The organism is Acetitomaculum ruminis DSM 5522 (genome assembly GCF_900112085.1).
Taxonomy (GTDB): Bacteria; Bacillota; Clostridia; order Lachnospirales; family Lachnospiraceae; genus Acetitomaculum; species Acetitomaculum ruminis.
Window position 1 is genome coordinate 88,496 of record NZ_FOJY01000002.1, and the last position, 14,792, is coordinate 103,287.

Sequence of the window (14,792 nt, forward strand, 5' to 3'; positions counted from 1 at the left end):
GATTAACATCAAGCCTTTTTTTATTTTTAGAATACTTTTGTTTTATAATTATTTTATTATTATCCTTATTAATTATTATTCTCCGGCATTAAATCCGTCAATTTTTCTTTTTTTATAGGCTGCAAACTCATTATTATCAATAGCCTGTCTGATTTCTTCCATCATATTATTGTAGAAATAAAGGTTATGAAGGACGCATAATCTCATGCCAAGCATTTCCTTTGCTTTTAAAAGGTGTCTGATATATCCTCTGGTGAAATGGGTACAAGCTTCGCATCCGCAACCTTCTTCTATAGGTCTTTGATCAAGCTCATATTTTTTGTTTAAAAGATTTAATTTTCCATGATTTGTATAAACATGTCCATGTCTACCGTTTCTTGAAGGATAAACACAATCAAAAAAGTCCACTCCTCTTTCTACAGCTTCAAGGATATTTGAAGGAGTTCCAACTCCCATTAAATAAACCGGTTTGTTTGAAGGAAGATATGGTACAACTTTTTCTATCACATGATACATTTCTTCGTGGCTTTCTCCTACTGCAAGACCACCAATGGCATATCCGTCAAGATTAAGATCTGATATTTCTTTTGCATGTTCTATTCTTATATCATCAAAAATTGCTCCCTGATTTATACCAAAAAGCATCTGATTTTTATTAATGGTGTCTTCTAAGGAATTTAATCTCTCTATTTCATTTTTACATCTGATTAGCCATCTGGTTGTTCTGTCAACGGATTTTTTAACATATTCCCTATCAGCCATACTTGAAGGACATTCATCAAATGCCATGGCAATGGTTGAGGCAAGATTTGACTGAATCTGCATACTTTCTTCCGGTCCCATAAATATTTTTCTTCCATCTACATGGGAATTAAAATATACGCCTTCTTCTTTTATCTTCCTGAGTTTTGCAAGAGAAAAAACCTGAAATCCACCTGAGTCAGTAAGAATAGGTCTGTCCCAATTCATAAATTTATGAAGTCCGCCCATTTCTTTAACTATTTTATCTCCCGGTCTGACATGAAGATGATATGTATTGGAAAGTTCAACCTGAGTGTTGATATTTTTTAAATCTACTGTGGATACAGCCCCTTTTATAGCAGCAGCTGTTCCTACATTCATAAATACCGGTGTTTTTATATCACCATGAACTGTTTTAAAAATACCCGATTTTGCGCATCCATCTATATTCTTTATTTCAAACATTCTATAATCCTCATTTCAATTTTGCATGTATCGGCATATTTTATCATAATTTTGGGATGATATCAACTTGGCGTTTTGACATGTATTCAAAACTAATTTATAATAATAAACTGACTAAATTAACGCGCTAAAGTTTTTTCTGATTTCGTGATACAGAAAAAATATTATTTATAAAAAGGAGTTTACTATGTCAGGTTCAGTTTTAGGTAATATTTTTAAAATATCCACCTGGGGAGAATCCCATGGTTTTGGAGTAGGAGTTGTCATTGACGGTGTACCTGCCGGTCTTGAACTAAATGAGGAAGATATTCAGATTTTTTTAGACAGAAGAAAACCTGGTACTTCAAAATTTACAACTAAAAGAAAAGAAAATGATCTTGTAAAAATTATGTCGGGGGTTTTTGACGGAAAAACCACCGGTACACCTATTTCTCTAATGGTTGTTAACGAAGATCATCATTCTAAGGATTACTCAGAAATTTCTTCCTATTACAGACCCGGACATGCAGATTATACTTTTGATGAAAAATATGGATTCAGGGATTACAGAGGTGGCGGACGCTCATCCGGAAGGGAAACCATAGGAAGAGTTGCTGCCGGAGCAATCGCAGTTAAAATATTAAAAGAATTAGGTATAATAATCAATGCCTACACTTCTTCTATCGGACCTGTAAGCATTGATAAGAGTAACTTTGATATGAACCAGGCAAAGGAAAATGCTTTATATATGCCAGATAGAGAGGCTTTTATAAAAGCTGAGAAATATTTGGAAAAATGCATAAAAGAAAAAAATTCTTCCGGAGGCAGTATTGAATGTATTATTAAGGGACTTCCTTCCGGAGTTGGCGAACCATGTTTTGATAAATTAAATGCTGTTTTAGCACACAGTATCTGTTCTATCGGCGCTGTTAAAGGCTTTGAAATCGGAGATGGAATTGAAGCATCTAAAAACACCGGTTTAAATAATAATGATTCTTATTACTACAACGAAAAAGGTGTGATTTGTAAAAATACAAATCATTCCGGAGGCATAACGGGAGGTATCAGTGAAGGTTTTGATATTAAGTTTAAAGCTTATATAAAGCCCACCCCTTCAATAGCTGCAAGCCAGAATACTATAAATAAATCGAAAGAAAACATCCAAATTAATATTAAAGGCCGCCATGACCCGGTTATTGTTCCAAGAGCCGTAGTTGTAGTAGAAGCCATGTCTGCCATCACTGTTTTAGATATGCTTCTTTTATCTATGACAAATCAAATAGAAAATATTAAAAGGTTTTTTACAAAATAAAATGAATCGAACTATAACTTATAACATTAAAATAGAAGATACAGGGAAAAAAATTCAGGATTTTTTAAAGGAAAACGGGCTTAGCAGCAAGCTTATTACAAGATTAAAGAAAACAAAAGAAGGTATTTTAATTAATGGAAAGTGGGAATATGTAAATTATGTTTTAAAAGAAAATGATACCTTAACAATATTTATTAAAGACATTTTTGATGAAAATAATATCCTGCCTACCAGAATGCCTCTTGAAATAGTTTATGAAGACGAGGATATTCTGGTTATTAATAAACCTGCCGGAATGCCTGTACATCCTTCTATAAATAACTATACCAACACTTTGGCCAATGCAGTTACCTACTATTACAAAGACGAAGAAAACTTTATTTTCAGATGTATAAATAGACTTGACAAGGATACAACAGGTCTTACCATCATTGCAAAAAATCCTCTTTCAGGTTGTCTTTTATATGACATGATTACCAAGAAAATGATTAAAAGAACTTATCTTGCGATAGTAAGAGGAATGGTTTATGATTCCGGTACCATTGATGCTCCAATTGCCAGAAAATCAGAATCAATTATCGAAAGATGCGTAGATTATAAAAGTGGAGAAAAAGCAATTACCCATTACAAACCTATTCTATCTTCAGGAAAATACAGCTTACTGGAAATTCATTTAGAAACAGGAAGAACTCACCAGATAAGGGTGCATATGGATTTTATCGGACATCCTCTACCAGGCGATTTTCTTTATAATCCGGATTACTCAATAATAAATAGACAGGCTTTACATTCTAGCTGTCTTGATTTTCCACATCCGATAGATAATAAGAATATGCACTTTGAAATCGATATGCCAAATGACATGAAAAAATTTTTTTATTAAAAAGATTCCCCTTCGTATCATACATATCATACGCGGGGAATCTTTTATTTTTCTAATTTTTTTTGTCTTCTTTTTTATTTTTTTTGCAAAATGTTTTTTTGAGAGCCTCTTTAAATTGAATGCGTCTGTATTTTTTTAAGGCTCTTTTTAAATAGTCAAAGGTGTAATCTTCACCATAATCTCTAAGCATTTCCAGCAACAATTTTAACTGTCTTTGACTTACGGGATGGATAACCATCTTACTTTTGCCTAACAGATAATAATCATAGGGAGTTTTGTCCTCATATTTTTCTTTATAATAAACCTTGCAGGCTGCTACTCTGTCTATGAACATTTCAGCAACATAATTAAAAGGCATCTTAGAACCGGCCATGACTTCGCCTTTTTTCATGCTATAATCAATCCAGTATTCATAATGGTGTTTGTTTCTTCCTTTATGATGAAGCCAGGCAGAAGAATATCCCTTGTCCAGTCTTTCCCCATAATTAGGACTTTTATCGCCATAAAAGTATTTACAGCCAACCAAAAATTCCACCGGTGAAAACTTGGACAGGTCATGTAACAGTCCCTGCTTGTAAAGTCCTACCCTAAAGCACATCTCTCCCACTAATTTTTTATGTTTAACAATTGTATTCAAATGTCCCAAAACATTCATAATAATTACCTCTTTTTAAGTGCTGTACACTATTATTCGTTTGATAAGGAAAAGAATTATAAAATGAAATGGATATATAACATATGCAATCCATTTCATTTTTATACCCTGCTTTTCATTATACAGATAAATCGGAATCAGGGCTAATATAGCAAATACCTGATTATTAAATGGTGAAGCCAGCTCCACTATGCAAGTTCCTGCTATATCTGCCAAAAAATATTCTCGCAGATAATAAAATACCAGAATCAGCATAATTCCATATTCTCCATAGTCGCAATACATAAAATCGCTCCACAGTAATGCTATAATTATAATTACAGCTTTAATATATATGCTACTGTTTTTTTCCAGTTCCTCAATCATATATAGCCCAATAAAAAGTGTGAACATGACATTTTGAGAAGAAAAATGAAATATTTCTCCATATAAGGCCATATCAAAGGGAATCTCGGAAATTAATGCAAAAATCAGGATTCTTAATTTGTATTTTTTAATATCAAAAGTATGACTTGCGCCAATTACAAGTAAAAATGCAAATATGGGAAAAGAAATTCTTCCTATTATATTAAAAACAGGATATTCTAATTGAAAAATTCTACCAATATGGTCTGTCAGCATTGCAAGAATAGCTATTACCTTTAAAGTAAAGGAACTGATTCCACATTTATTCCTAAAATTATTGTATTTTTCAATTATTATTTCCATTATCTTTCCCTTTCAAGTATGATAACACTGTCGGTATCTACTGTAAGATATTTTTCACTTAATTGAAGTTCATTGTCATCTCCTGCTGAATTTAAAACTAATTTCCATTTTTTATCATTATCAATGTTAGGAATAGCTGTTTTTCTGCTTATATTTTCAAAATTAACTCCGGCATAATAATATTTATCTTCTGTAACAAATAAAATACCAAAGTATTTTAAAGCTCTTTCATAGTCAACATACCATCCATAATCTTGATGAAATGAAATATCAGGTAATTTATCCTTTCCCTTATTTCTAGACTTGTTTGGTATTATTTCATAAATTTTTGAAGATTTTCTGAATAAAATGAGTTTTTTTATATAATTTTGAAGCTCCAAAGCCCTTTTTGAATTATTGAAGGATATCCAGCCAATATTATTATCCTGACAATATGGATTATTATTCCCTGCCTGGCTGTTTAAACACTCATCCCCGGAAAAAATAACAGGAATATCTTTTGCCAAAAACAACAGGGTATAAAGAGCCTTTATTTTTCTTAATCTTCTATCTAAAACAACTTTATTTTTTGTAACACCCTCTACTCCATAATTACAACTTACATTATAATCACTGCCATCTCTTCCGTTTTCCTTGTTTGCCTCATTATGCTTTCTGGTGTAGGATACAGAATCATATAAAGTAAAACCGTCATGCAAAGCAAGATAAGACACATTTATGTCTTTATTATATTCATAAAAAGGTATCAGATTTCCCAATACATTTTCTTTTGTATTGGCAAATCGTCTTGAAACATATAAAAATTCATCATTAATACATTTTACACTTGCCTTCTCATCCAAAACAACACTCTTATCAATATAGTTACCATATATCTTAAAATCATGTAACTGTGGATGATTTGCTATTACCTCCCATGGTATAAAGGCAGGTCCCATTAAAAACGCGCCATCAATATTATAGAATTTTTTCCAAAAAAGCAAAACCTGTATAATCAATAAGGGATTAATAGTCTTAGTGAAATAAAATTCCATTATTATTTCGATGCCATTTTTATGGAGAGTATCTACCATTTCATGAAATTCATTTGTAAGATCTTTATGACCGCTATAAGATGATTTTAGTGCAAAATAATACCCTTCCTTGTATCCCCAATAATTAATACTTCCATCTTTTTCTATTTCATCAAACTCATAAGCAGGCATTAAAAGTATCTGGTTAATACCCAGTTCTAAGAAGTAATCCTTTCTTTCGGTGATATTTTTAAATGTACCATAAGAATCTTTTTTATTATTTTTTGAAAAACCCCTTACATGAAGATTATACATAATAGCCTCGTGTTCTGTTATGAATGGTCTGTTATTATGGATTTCATATTTGTTTATGTCTAAAAAGCCATATTTAATATCTTTATGTTTTTCACCATAATTTCTAAGTCCAAATACCTGATATGCATATTCGTCCACTATCTCTTTATTGTTTTCCAAAAGAACATATGCAATATCAACGGTTGAAATACCACTTATAACAACTGAAAAAAAATCATCTACCAGATATTCATCATTCAGTTTTATATCACAATATTTTTTGTATTCTTTTTTTATCCTGTGAAAAATCCTTAAAACCAGGGATTTGCGTCCCTTCTTATAGCAGGAATAATAGATTTTTCTTTTATCTATTATGCCACCTGGAAATTTATTAGGTAGCTCATTGCGTTTGATGCTTATTTCCATAATTGCTCCTTATATATATTAACAGTTGATTTCCTAAAACATTAGCTTTGAAAATATGTCTATTTTTCGTCAATGTCTTTTAAAACATATTGTACTATATATTATCCATGGGGAATTATATTGATTAAAAAAATAAGCTATTGTAAATACCTGTTACAATAGCCTATAAACATTACATATTCAAATGAATAAATCAATAATCATAATATGCATCGTCATCATCATAAGAATCATTCTCATATTCTTTTGTCCAATCAATATTGTTGATTCTCTTTTTCCTTGGTGTAGGTCTGGAACTTGCTGATTTACTCTTTCTCTTATTATCTTGATTTTTCTTCTGAATAGCCTTCTTTTCTTTCTGAAGTCTATTAATTATTTCCATTTTATCGGGCTGTTGTTCTTTAAACTTATCTATTTCCCTCTTATTCTCATTCGTCTTAGAATTATTTCTGGAATAGTTGTTTTCTTTGTTATTACCTCTTCCTTCATCTTTCCTAAAACCGCGGTTATTAAAATCACCATCTTTCTTATAATCGCCATTATCTCTGCCACGATAACTACTTGAGCGGCCTTTGTAGTCATCATTGTCGCCCTTTTTTCGGAAGTTATTTTTTCTAAACCCGGCATCGCCATTATTTTGATTTTTAAAATCACCGCTACGCTTTTTAGAATCCTGTCCAACCTGATTTTTTTTGTTTACATGGGTACTTCCATCCTTATCCCGGAATTTTCGCTCCCGATTTCCGCCATTATTGTTGTTACCCTTAAAAGATTTTTTTTGAATATCGGCATGGACATTCCCACGTTCACTTGTTTCTAACACGAAAAGTATATCCCCCTATGTTATTTTTTTCCCTTTATACGGGACTTTCTTAAGATTATTTATACAATTTCTATTTTATTATAAATTTTAATAAAGTCAACTAAATTTATTAATTTTAATTAAATGCCCTTGCAATCGGCAATTTTTTTTGTTATCTTATTAGGGCGTATAGGTGACAATACGCGGATTTATATGTGTGTAATAATTTTGTTTAAATGATTTTGGCAAAAATATCTTTAATTATGAAAGGATTTATTATGAGTGACAATTTTAATGATTTTTCAAATGGTGCAACTGATTTAGATGGTGGAATCACTGTTAGTCTGACACTTGATGATGACCAGGAATTAGAATGTAAAGTTCTTACTATTTTTACAGTAGAAGAAAGTGATTATATTGCTTTACTTCCAATCAACGAAAATGGAGAACAAATCGGAGAAGATGTTTATCTTTATGGTTATGATGAAGATGAAAACGGAACTCCTGTTATCCTCAATATTGAAAGCGAGGAAGAGTACAACAAGGCAACTGACGAATTCGTTAGAATTATGGAAGAAGCCGAAAACGCTGAGGAATAAGACATACAAAATAAACCACAGTTATAATTCTTTTTATAACTGTGGTTTTTCTATGTAAACTTTATAAGTCCCTTACTTATTACAAAATCAAGGTCTAAAACTAAATCTTTTTCTTTTGAACGAAGATATATTTTACCATTTTTTACTTTCTTTACGGTACATTTTCCATAGGTTTTATGGATAATTTCCTGTCCTTCTTTTAAATTTTCCCTGTCAAATAAAAGTTCTCCTAGATATCTGGATACCTCAAGTTCTTTGTTGTAACGCTCTTTTATTGAAGAAATATAAAGTTTTCTTTTCGCTCTTGTCATTGCTACATAAAACATTCTTCTTTCTTCTTCAAGATCCGCAGGAGTTAATGCTTTTTTATAAGGTGTTATACCTTCATTAGCATCAATTATAAAAACTGTGTCATACTCCAGACCTTTAGCTCCATGCATGGTTACAAATTCAGTCAGGTCTTCATTAGAGTCTTTTTTTACTGAATACTGTTTTTTTAATTTTTCAGAATATTCTTTTATATAACTATACCATTCTTCCAGTGTTTTATAATCTTTTGCACTTTCCTGAATTTCTATGGCTGTATCAATAAGCTCATCTTCCTTAATATTTCTGAATTTGGCATATTCTTTAAGATAATCTAGGTAACCGATTCCACGATATATATAATCTATTGCAGCATATGGAGGCATACCTTTTAGCATGTTCAGGTCACATTCCATTTTGTCAACCCTTTCAAGCATCCATTCTTTATCCGATAACATTTTTCTTAAATCATCAAATTCGATAACAGGTGTATCCAGAGCTTTTCGGCTGATATAACGATTAGGTTTGCTAACAACTCTTAAAAAATCTTCTCTTCTTCTTGAGCCATAAGCCATATTAAAATATGTATAAATATCTTTTGCTATCCAATGGTCATAGATATTAGCAACCATATCTTTCATTATAAAAGGCATATTAAATTCTATTGCCTTGGAAATAAGCATTATCGCCTGATTGTTTGTTCTAAAAATTACAGCATGGTCACTATATTTTTTTCCCTGCGACACATTTTTATTTATTGTTTTTATGATAAATAAGGCTTCCTCAATTTGATTCTTAAAATTTAAGGTTACAACTGGGTCATAAATCTCATTAAATGGTGTAATATCCTTTTTAAATCGATTTTTATTATTTTTAATAAGATTCTTTGATGCATCTACAATACTTTTTGTTGACCTGTAATTTATTTTTAAAATCACCTGTTTTGAAGATGGATAATATTTCAAAAAACTTTTCATTATCCCGGGATGCGCCCCACGAAATTTATATATAGACTGGTCATCATCACCAACTACAAATATATTTTCTCTTCCTTTTGCAATTAGTCTTAAGATTTCAAACTGCAAACGATTTATATCCTGGAATTCATCAACTAAAATATATTGATATTTGTTTTGCCAGGCTTTTAATATATCCGGTCTTTGTGACAACAAATCATAGCAAAACACCATAATATCGTCAAAATCAATAAGCGCCCTGGACCTTAAAGCTTTTTGGTAATTGCCATATATAAATCTGAATTCTTCAATTGTCATGCCTTCCGGATAATAATTAGATATATCAAGCTGCTCATTTTTTACAGTGCTTATCTTAGAACACACATCGCTTATAAAATCATTAATATCATCTGTATCAAAACTCATTTGATTAACAATTTCTTTCACAAGCTGCCTTTTGACTTCTTCACTTGCTATATTGGCAGCAGTATAATGATAAGCATACTTTAATATCTTAAAATAAATAGCGTGAAAAGTTCCGAAACTGACAGGCAGGCTTTCTCCTATCAGTTTTTCAAAACGATTCTTCATCTGAACTGCTGCTGCTTTTGTAAAAGTAATAACAAGTATATTAGATGGATTAACTCCGAATTGTTCTATTAGATTTTTAATTCTTCCACTGATTGTAGCGGTTTTACCACTTCCAGGACCTGCTATACACAGACAAGGTCCATCATGGTGTTGTAAAGCCTCCAATTGAGACTCATTATATTCTAACTCCATTTAGTATGTAATGCTCCTTTTATGATATTTTGGTTACCACATTCTTAAATGGCGTATAATCAAATTTTCTTTTGTTATTTGAATTACTAAACAATATTTCTCTTTGCTTTAGGGAACAGTAGGTTGCCAGATTTGGATAGTTTTTTGTGAATTGTATTCCATAAAAAACCCTGTCCTCTCTTAATTGTTTCTCTCTAATTATTTCTCCCGATAAAACAAAAATGTAGTTGAAAGGAACATCTTTAAATGCAACACGCACCTTGCTTCCCATTGCCGATTTATCTGTATCTCTATTGGAAATGACCCCCATTCCGGAATCACTTATGTCTGTAACGACTCCATCATATACAGATTTATAAGCCATTGATATTTCACATTTCTTTGAAACAGGCACCCTGAAGTTGGCTCTTCTGTTTTCACTGGCACCGTTACCTATTGTTCTTAGCAGATACAACTTATGACCTTTATACATGACAAGTTTTAATCTGCAATTTCTCCATATGACAGGGGTGCTGTTTTTCCTGCTCCACATTACTGATATTTTTAATTTTGAACCATCAAAATTTAACACACTTTTATTAACACGTATTGGCGTGATAATAGTGCCGTATTTGCTATGATACAATACTTTACTATGAAATGAATATTGAGTTTTCATATAAAAACAGACCATTATAGTACTTCCAACCGGTATTTCATTAATTTTTACAATTTCCATTAAATGTTTCTCCTTACTAGGGGGCAATATTTATAAATTTGCAAATCCATACTAAATACATATTATAAAATGAAATAGATTCATCTTTTTACCTAATCACTAAAGTCACAAAATTTAATTTTCCAAAACCTATTTTTATACATTTTTTCTGCAGGTCCATTTTTTTATGAACCTGCAGTCAATATCTCATTTTTAAATGTTTTTTTCTAAGCAATAAATATTATTTTATGATAATTTTTCTATTGCTGCTTTTATTCTGTTTATGGACTCTTCTTTACCAAGAATTTCCATAATTTCAGTAGCTCCTCCTGGCGTGGACTGTTTTCCAGACAAAGCTGTCCTTACAGGCCACATGGCATAACCGTTTTTGCATCCCTTTTTCTCAACATAGTCTTTTAAGGTTGCATATAAGGCATCATTACTGTAATCTTCCTGTTTTTCAAAAACAGGCAATAGTTCTTTTAATACTTCAAGAGAACTTTCTTCTGTAGTTTTCATCTTTTTATGTTTATACATTGAAATATCATATTCCGGAACTTTTTCAAAGAAATCTATATGTTCTTTAATATCCGGGAATATTTCAATTCTTGTTTTAACAAGCTCTGCAATTTTTTTCAAATCGTAATCTTTTGTAATTACTTCTTTAATAAACGGTAATGCTCTTTCATAAAAAGCATCAAAATCCATCTTCTTGATATATTCACCATTCATCCATTTTAATTTTACAATATCAAATGCTGCAGGAGCTTTATTGATATGATGATAGTCAAAAATCTTAACAAGTTCTTCTAATGAATATATTTCTTCATTTCCCAACGGACTCCAGCCAAGTAAAGCAACAAAGTTCACAACAGCTTCATTTAAAAATCCCTGCTCAATAAGGTCTTCGTAGGATGAATGACCGCTTCTTTTGCTTAATTTTTTATGTTCCATATCTGTAATTAACGGACAATGAATATATTCCGGAACATCCCATCCAAATGCCTCATAAAGCCTGTTATATTTTGGTGAAGAAGAAAGATACTCATTTCCTCTTACAACATGTGTTATACCCATAAGATGATCATCTACTACATTGGCAAAATTATATGTCGGGTATCCATCAGATTTAATTAAAATCATATCATCCAATTCTGCATTATCAACAGTTATATTTCCATATATATCATCATGAAATGTTGTTGTGCCGGTTCTTGGATTATTCTGTCTGATAACATAAGGAACGCCGGCTTTTAACTTCTCCTCAACCTCTTCTTTTGAAAGTGAAAGACAATGCTTATCATATATTGATATTTCTTTTCCTGCTACTTCCTGTACCAGAGTATCAAGTCTTTCTTTGTCACAAAAACAATAATATGCTTCACCTTTATCTATAAGTTCTTTTGCATATTTCAAATAGATTCCGGCTTCCTGACGTTCACTTTGAACATATGGGCCAACTCCCTTATCCTTATCCGGTCCCTCATCATGAACCAAACCTGTTGCTTCAAGAGTTCTATAAATAATATCTACAGCCCCTTCAACATATCTTTCCTGGTCTGTATCCTCTATTCTTAAAATAAAATCTCCACCTTCATGCTTTGCAATTAAGTAGGCATAAAGCGCTGTTCTTAAATTTCCAACATGCATTCTTCCTGTTGGACTAGGTGCAAATCTTGTTCTTACTTTACTCATTTTTCATGTCCTTTCTATTCTATTTCATGAATTCTTTATAATGTTCCAATACTACTTTGGGTTCACCTATTTCTTTTATTTCCCCTTCATGCATCCAAAGAATAGTATCACATAGCTCACTTAAAGTTGATAAACTGTGGGAAACAATAACAACTGTTCTGTCTTTATTTGAAATAAGACTTTTCATCTTTTGATAGCTTTTCTTTTTAAATTTTACATCTCCAACACTTAATACTTCATCAATAAGCATTATATCTGTTTCTAATATCGCAGTAATTGAAAATGCCAATTTTGAAAACATTCCACTGGAATATGTGCTTACCGGCATATCAATAAACTTTCCAACACCGGAAAATTCGATAATTTCATCTATTTTTGAACGAACAAATTCTTCAGTAAAACCAAGGAGCATCCCAGAAAGCATAATATTTTCACGACCGGTTAAAGCTTTATTAAAACCTACGCCAATAGCCAACAATGATACTGAATTACCATGAAGATCTATATAACCGGCATCAGGAGCAAATACACCTGCAAGAGCTCTTAACATAGTAGACTTACCACTTCCGTTTTTTCCTGTTATTCCAAGAATTTGTCCCTTTGGAACTTCAAAAGAGACTCCCTTTACTGCTTCAAATGTCTGTTTTTCAACTTTTTTTAGTCTTAACAGACTTTTCTTTAATGAATAAGTTTTAAGGCTTCTGTAAACTATTTTTAAATCTTTTACTGTAATAGCAATTTCCTGATTTTCATTTTCTTCCATATTCATCATTAAACCACCTTTGCATATCCATTTTCGTATTTATATATTATTTTCACACCAATTACACTAAGAATTATTCCAATAGCAAACCACATCACCAGAAATTTCAAATCCGGTTCTCCGGTATAAATAAGGCATTTTCTTACAGAAGAAACCAAATAGGCCATAGGATTATAATTTCCCATAAAATTTGCAAGTTCAGGATAGCTTTTACCAATTCGTTTATGAATATCATAAAAAACTCCTGTCATATAAAATAACATCTTAAATACAATTGTTATAACATTGCTCAAATCTTCTATAAATACCCCAAAATGCATTACAATACACATGCACCCAAATGTAATAACCCATAAAGTAACCATTAAAGGAATTAAGTATAATAAGTTGATTGAGACAGGAACTTTAAATACTATCATCATGGCTACTATGATTCCAAAATTAATGGCCATTTTAAATCCATTAACAAACATTTTTGATATAGTTAAAATAAATTTTGGGACATACACCTTTGTCACAATAGGTTTATTTCTTTTTATCATTTTTACGCTTTGTGTGATATTTTTATTAAAGAAATCCCACATGGTTATACCAATAAAAATAAAAATTGGAAAGTAATCTTCTCTGGCATTAAATACAACCGAAAACATAAAGGTATATATCAACATAAAACATAAAGGTTGTAAAACCCACCATATCCAGTTTAGATAAGAATTTGCGACTTCAGCTTTCAACTCGGATTTCGCTGAATATATCAAATATTTAAAATTATCTTGAATATCGCTAATAAAACGTTTCATTTCTTCCTCCAAAATTACATTAAAAGACTCGCCTCTAAAAAGAGCCAAGTCCATATTTTTTATCTACGATATTTAAATATACCATTAATAATGTAGAAAAACAAGTAATATAAAGAAGTCAAACTATTTAATCCAATATGTCTATATGCTCCATATTGCATCTTTGCTGACCGGAACTTATTTCTGGATTTTCCACCTATTGATAATCGTGACTTTAACAGTGGTTTATCTATACCTATGGCGTAAGGATAATCCTCTAAAATATTAAGCCACATTATATAATCTTCGTGAAGATTATCATTTGTCATTTTATATTCTTTGGTAACTGACGACCTAAGAACCACAGACGAACAGGGGATGCTATTTGTATATAACAGCATTTTTCTGGTTACCTTTGGGGGCATGGAGATTATTTTTCCAGTTCGGCTGCCGTCTTCATTTATCAACTCCCTTGAACTGCCACAAATAACACATTCCTTATCCTCAAAGGCCTTTAACTGAATTTCTAATTTATTTAAATCCCAGTAATCGTCACTATCCAAAAGTGCAATGAAACTTCCGAAAGCTATTTCAAAACCCAAATTTCTTGAACGTGCAACTCCGAAATTTTTCCTGCTTTCCAATACAATTATATTCCTGACATAATCGCCATTAAATATTTCAAAGCAACTGTATTTATAATACTCGTCAACTGTATCATTTTTTATAAAAAATTCTTTTCTATTTGCATCACGAGCATCCATCAGTTGCATTATAACATCTACACTTTTGTCAATTGAGCAATCATCAATTACTATTAACTGTATATCACCTTTTAATGTCTGATCAAGAACAGAATCAATAGCCATTTTAATATATTTTTCTCCGTTATAATTAGGCATTATAACACTTACTAAAAATCTGCTCATACAACCA

Annotated in this window: 14 protein-coding genes; 3 read left to right on the top strand and 11 right to left on the bottom strand. The window is 31.4% G+C overall.

Annotation, left to right across the window (positions count from 1 at the left end; all coding sequences use genetic code 11):
• Positions 1-75: 75 nt before the first annotated feature.
• Positions 76-1,206, bottom strand: a complete 1,131-nt coding sequence (gene tgt, locus BM153_RS01555; protein WP_092870063.1) for a tRNA guanosine(34) transglycosylase Tgt — start codon at positions 1,204-1,206, stop codon at positions 76-78.
• A gap of 187 nt (positions 1,207-1,393) precedes the next feature.
• Here tgt and aroC point away from each other — a divergent pair, with 187 nt between their 5' ends.
• Together aroC and BM153_RS01565 are read left to right on the top strand one after the other, a co-directional pair.
• A complete protein-coding gene (gene aroC, locus BM153_RS01560; RefSeq protein ID WP_092870065.1) occupies positions 1,394-2,497 on the top strand; it encodes a chorismate synthase in 1,104 nt (367 codons plus the stop codon).
• A 1-nt stretch (position 2,498) separates the two neighbouring features.
• Entirely contained in the window at positions 2,499-3,380 is an 882-nt protein-coding gene (locus BM153_RS01565) for an RluA family pseudouridine synthase (RefSeq protein WP_092870067.1), read from the top strand.
• A gap of 52 nt (positions 3,381-3,432) precedes the next feature.
• On the opposite strand, the gene BM153_RS01570 is transcribed toward BM153_RS01565, so the two are convergent.
• The 4 genes from BM153_RS01570 to BM153_RS01585 all read right to left on the bottom strand — a co-directional run bounded on the left by BM153_RS01570 (position 3,433) and on the right by BM153_RS01585 (position 7,299).
• Complete coding sequence (locus BM153_RS01570; protein ID WP_092870069.1) at positions 3,433-4,035, bottom strand: DUF5662 family protein; 603 nt, start codon at positions 4,033-4,035, stop codon at positions 3,433-3,435.
• Between the two features lie 15 nt (positions 4,036-4,050).
• On the bottom strand, positions 4,051-4,743 hold the full coding sequence (locus BM153_RS01575) for a TraX family protein (RefSeq protein ID WP_092870071.1): 693 nt from the start codon (positions 4,741-4,743) through the stop codon (positions 4,051-4,053).
• On the bottom strand, positions 4,743-6,476 hold the full coding sequence (locus BM153_RS01580; protein WP_092870073.1) for an alpha-amylase family glycosyl hydrolase: 1,734 nt from the start codon (positions 6,474-6,476) through the stop codon (positions 4,743-4,745). Before BM153_RS01580 ends, BM153_RS01575 begins: the two co-directional genes overlap by 1 nt.
• Before the next feature lie 193 nt (positions 6,477-6,669).
• Positions 6,670-7,299, bottom strand: a complete 630-nt coding sequence (locus BM153_RS01585) for a hypothetical protein (protein WP_092870075.1) — start codon at positions 7,297-7,299, stop codon at positions 6,670-6,672.
• A 257-nt stretch (positions 7,300-7,556) separates the two neighbouring features.
• Between BM153_RS01585 and BM153_RS01590 the strand changes: the two genes are divergently transcribed.
• Positions 7,557-7,877 carry a DUF1292 domain-containing protein gene (locus BM153_RS01590; RefSeq protein WP_092870077.1) on the top strand — a complete coding sequence of 107 codons (321 nt, stop codon included), beginning with the start codon at positions 7,557-7,559 and terminating at the stop codon, positions 7,875-7,877.
• A gap of 50 nt (positions 7,878-7,927) precedes the next feature.
• Here the strand turns inward: BM153_RS01590 and BM153_RS01595 are convergent, their stop codons facing one another.
• From BM153_RS01595 to BM153_RS01620, 6 genes are all read right to left on the bottom strand, one after another.
• Positions 7,928-9,922, bottom strand: coding sequence for an ATP-dependent helicase (locus BM153_RS01595; protein WP_092870079.1), 1,995 nt, complete (start codon positions 9,920-9,922; stop codon positions 7,928-7,930).
• A gap of 19 nt (positions 9,923-9,941) precedes the next feature.
• Complete coding sequence (locus tag BM153_RS01600) at positions 9,942-10,640, bottom strand: PilZ domain-containing protein (protein ID WP_092870081.1); 699 nt, start codon at positions 10,638-10,640, stop codon at positions 9,942-9,944.
• Between the two features lie 225 nt (positions 10,641-10,865).
• Positions 10,866-12,314 (bottom strand): glutamate--tRNA ligase, encoded by a 1,449-nt coding sequence (gltX, locus tag BM153_RS01605; protein WP_092870083.1) that lies wholly within the window; start codon positions 12,312-12,314, stop codon positions 10,866-10,868.
• Positions 12,315-12,333: 19 nt separating this feature from the next.
• The gene (locus BM153_RS01610; protein ID WP_092870357.1) at positions 12,334-13,077 is read right to left on the bottom strand and encodes an ABC transporter ATP-binding protein; all 744 of its coding nucleotides are present in this window, start codon (positions 13,075-13,077) and stop codon (positions 12,334-12,336) included.
• Positions 13,078-13,085: 8 nt separating this feature from the next.
• On the bottom strand, positions 13,086-13,877 hold the full coding sequence (locus BM153_RS01615; RefSeq protein WP_092870085.1) for an ABC transporter permease: 792 nt from the start codon (positions 13,875-13,877) through the stop codon (positions 13,086-13,088).
• 59 nt (positions 13,878-13,936) lie between these two features.
• A complete protein-coding gene (locus BM153_RS01620) occupies positions 13,937-14,785 on the bottom strand; it encodes a glycosyltransferase family 2 protein (RefSeq protein ID WP_092870087.1) in 849 nt (282 codons plus the stop codon).
• Positions 14,786-14,792 lie beyond the last annotated feature (7 nt).

What these genes read in the sequence shown, in the direction of transcription:
- BM153_RS01570 (WP_092870069.1), bottom strand. Translation starts at nt 4,035, where the DNA reads ATGAATGTTTTGGGACATTTGAATACAATTGTTAAACATAAAAAATTA.
- gltX (WP_092870083.1), bottom strand. Translation starts at nt 12,314, where the DNA reads ATGAGTAAAGTAAGAACAAGATTTGCACCTAGTCCAACAGGAAGAATG.
- BM153_RS01600 (WP_092870081.1), bottom strand. Translation starts at nt 10,640, where the DNA reads ATGGAAATTGTAAAAATTAATGAAATACCGGTTGGAAGTACTATAATG.
- BM153_RS01565 (WP_092870067.1), top strand. Translation starts at nt 2,499, where the DNA reads ATGAATCGAACTATAACTTATAACATTAAAATAGAAGATACAGGGAAA.
- BM153_RS01580 (WP_092870073.1), bottom strand. Translation starts at nt 6,476, where the DNA reads ATGGAAATAAGCATCAAACGCAATGAGCTACCTAATAAATTTCCAGGT.
- BM153_RS01610 (WP_092870357.1), bottom strand. Translation starts at nt 13,077, where the DNA reads ATGGAAGAAAATGAAAATCAGGAAATTGCTATTACAGTAAAAGATTTA.
- BM153_RS01620 (WP_092870087.1), bottom strand. Translation starts at nt 14,785, where the DNA reads ATGAGCAGATTTTTAGTAAGTGTTATAATGCCTAATTATAACGGAGAA.
- BM153_RS01590 (WP_092870077.1), top strand. Translation starts at nt 7,557, where the DNA reads ATGAGTGACAATTTTAATGATTTTTCAAATGGTGCAACTGATTTAGAT.
- aroC (WP_092870065.1), top strand. Translation starts at nt 1,394, where the DNA reads ATGTCAGGTTCAGTTTTAGGTAATATTTTTAAAATATCCACCTGGGGA.
- tgt (WP_092870063.1), bottom strand. Translation starts at nt 1,206, where the DNA reads ATGTTTGAAATAAAGAATATAGATGGATGCGCAAAATCGGGTATTTTT.
- BM153_RS01575 (WP_092870071.1), bottom strand. Translation starts at nt 4,743, where the DNA reads ATGGAAATAATAATTGAAAAATACAATAATTTTAGGAATAAATGTGGA.
- BM153_RS01595 (WP_092870079.1), bottom strand. Translation starts at nt 9,922, where the DNA reads ATGGAGTTAGAATATAATGAGTCTCAATTGGAGGCTTTACAACACCAT.
- BM153_RS01615 (WP_092870085.1), bottom strand. Translation starts at nt 13,877, where the DNA reads ATGAAACGTTTTATTAGCGATATTCAAGATAATTTTAAATATTTGATA.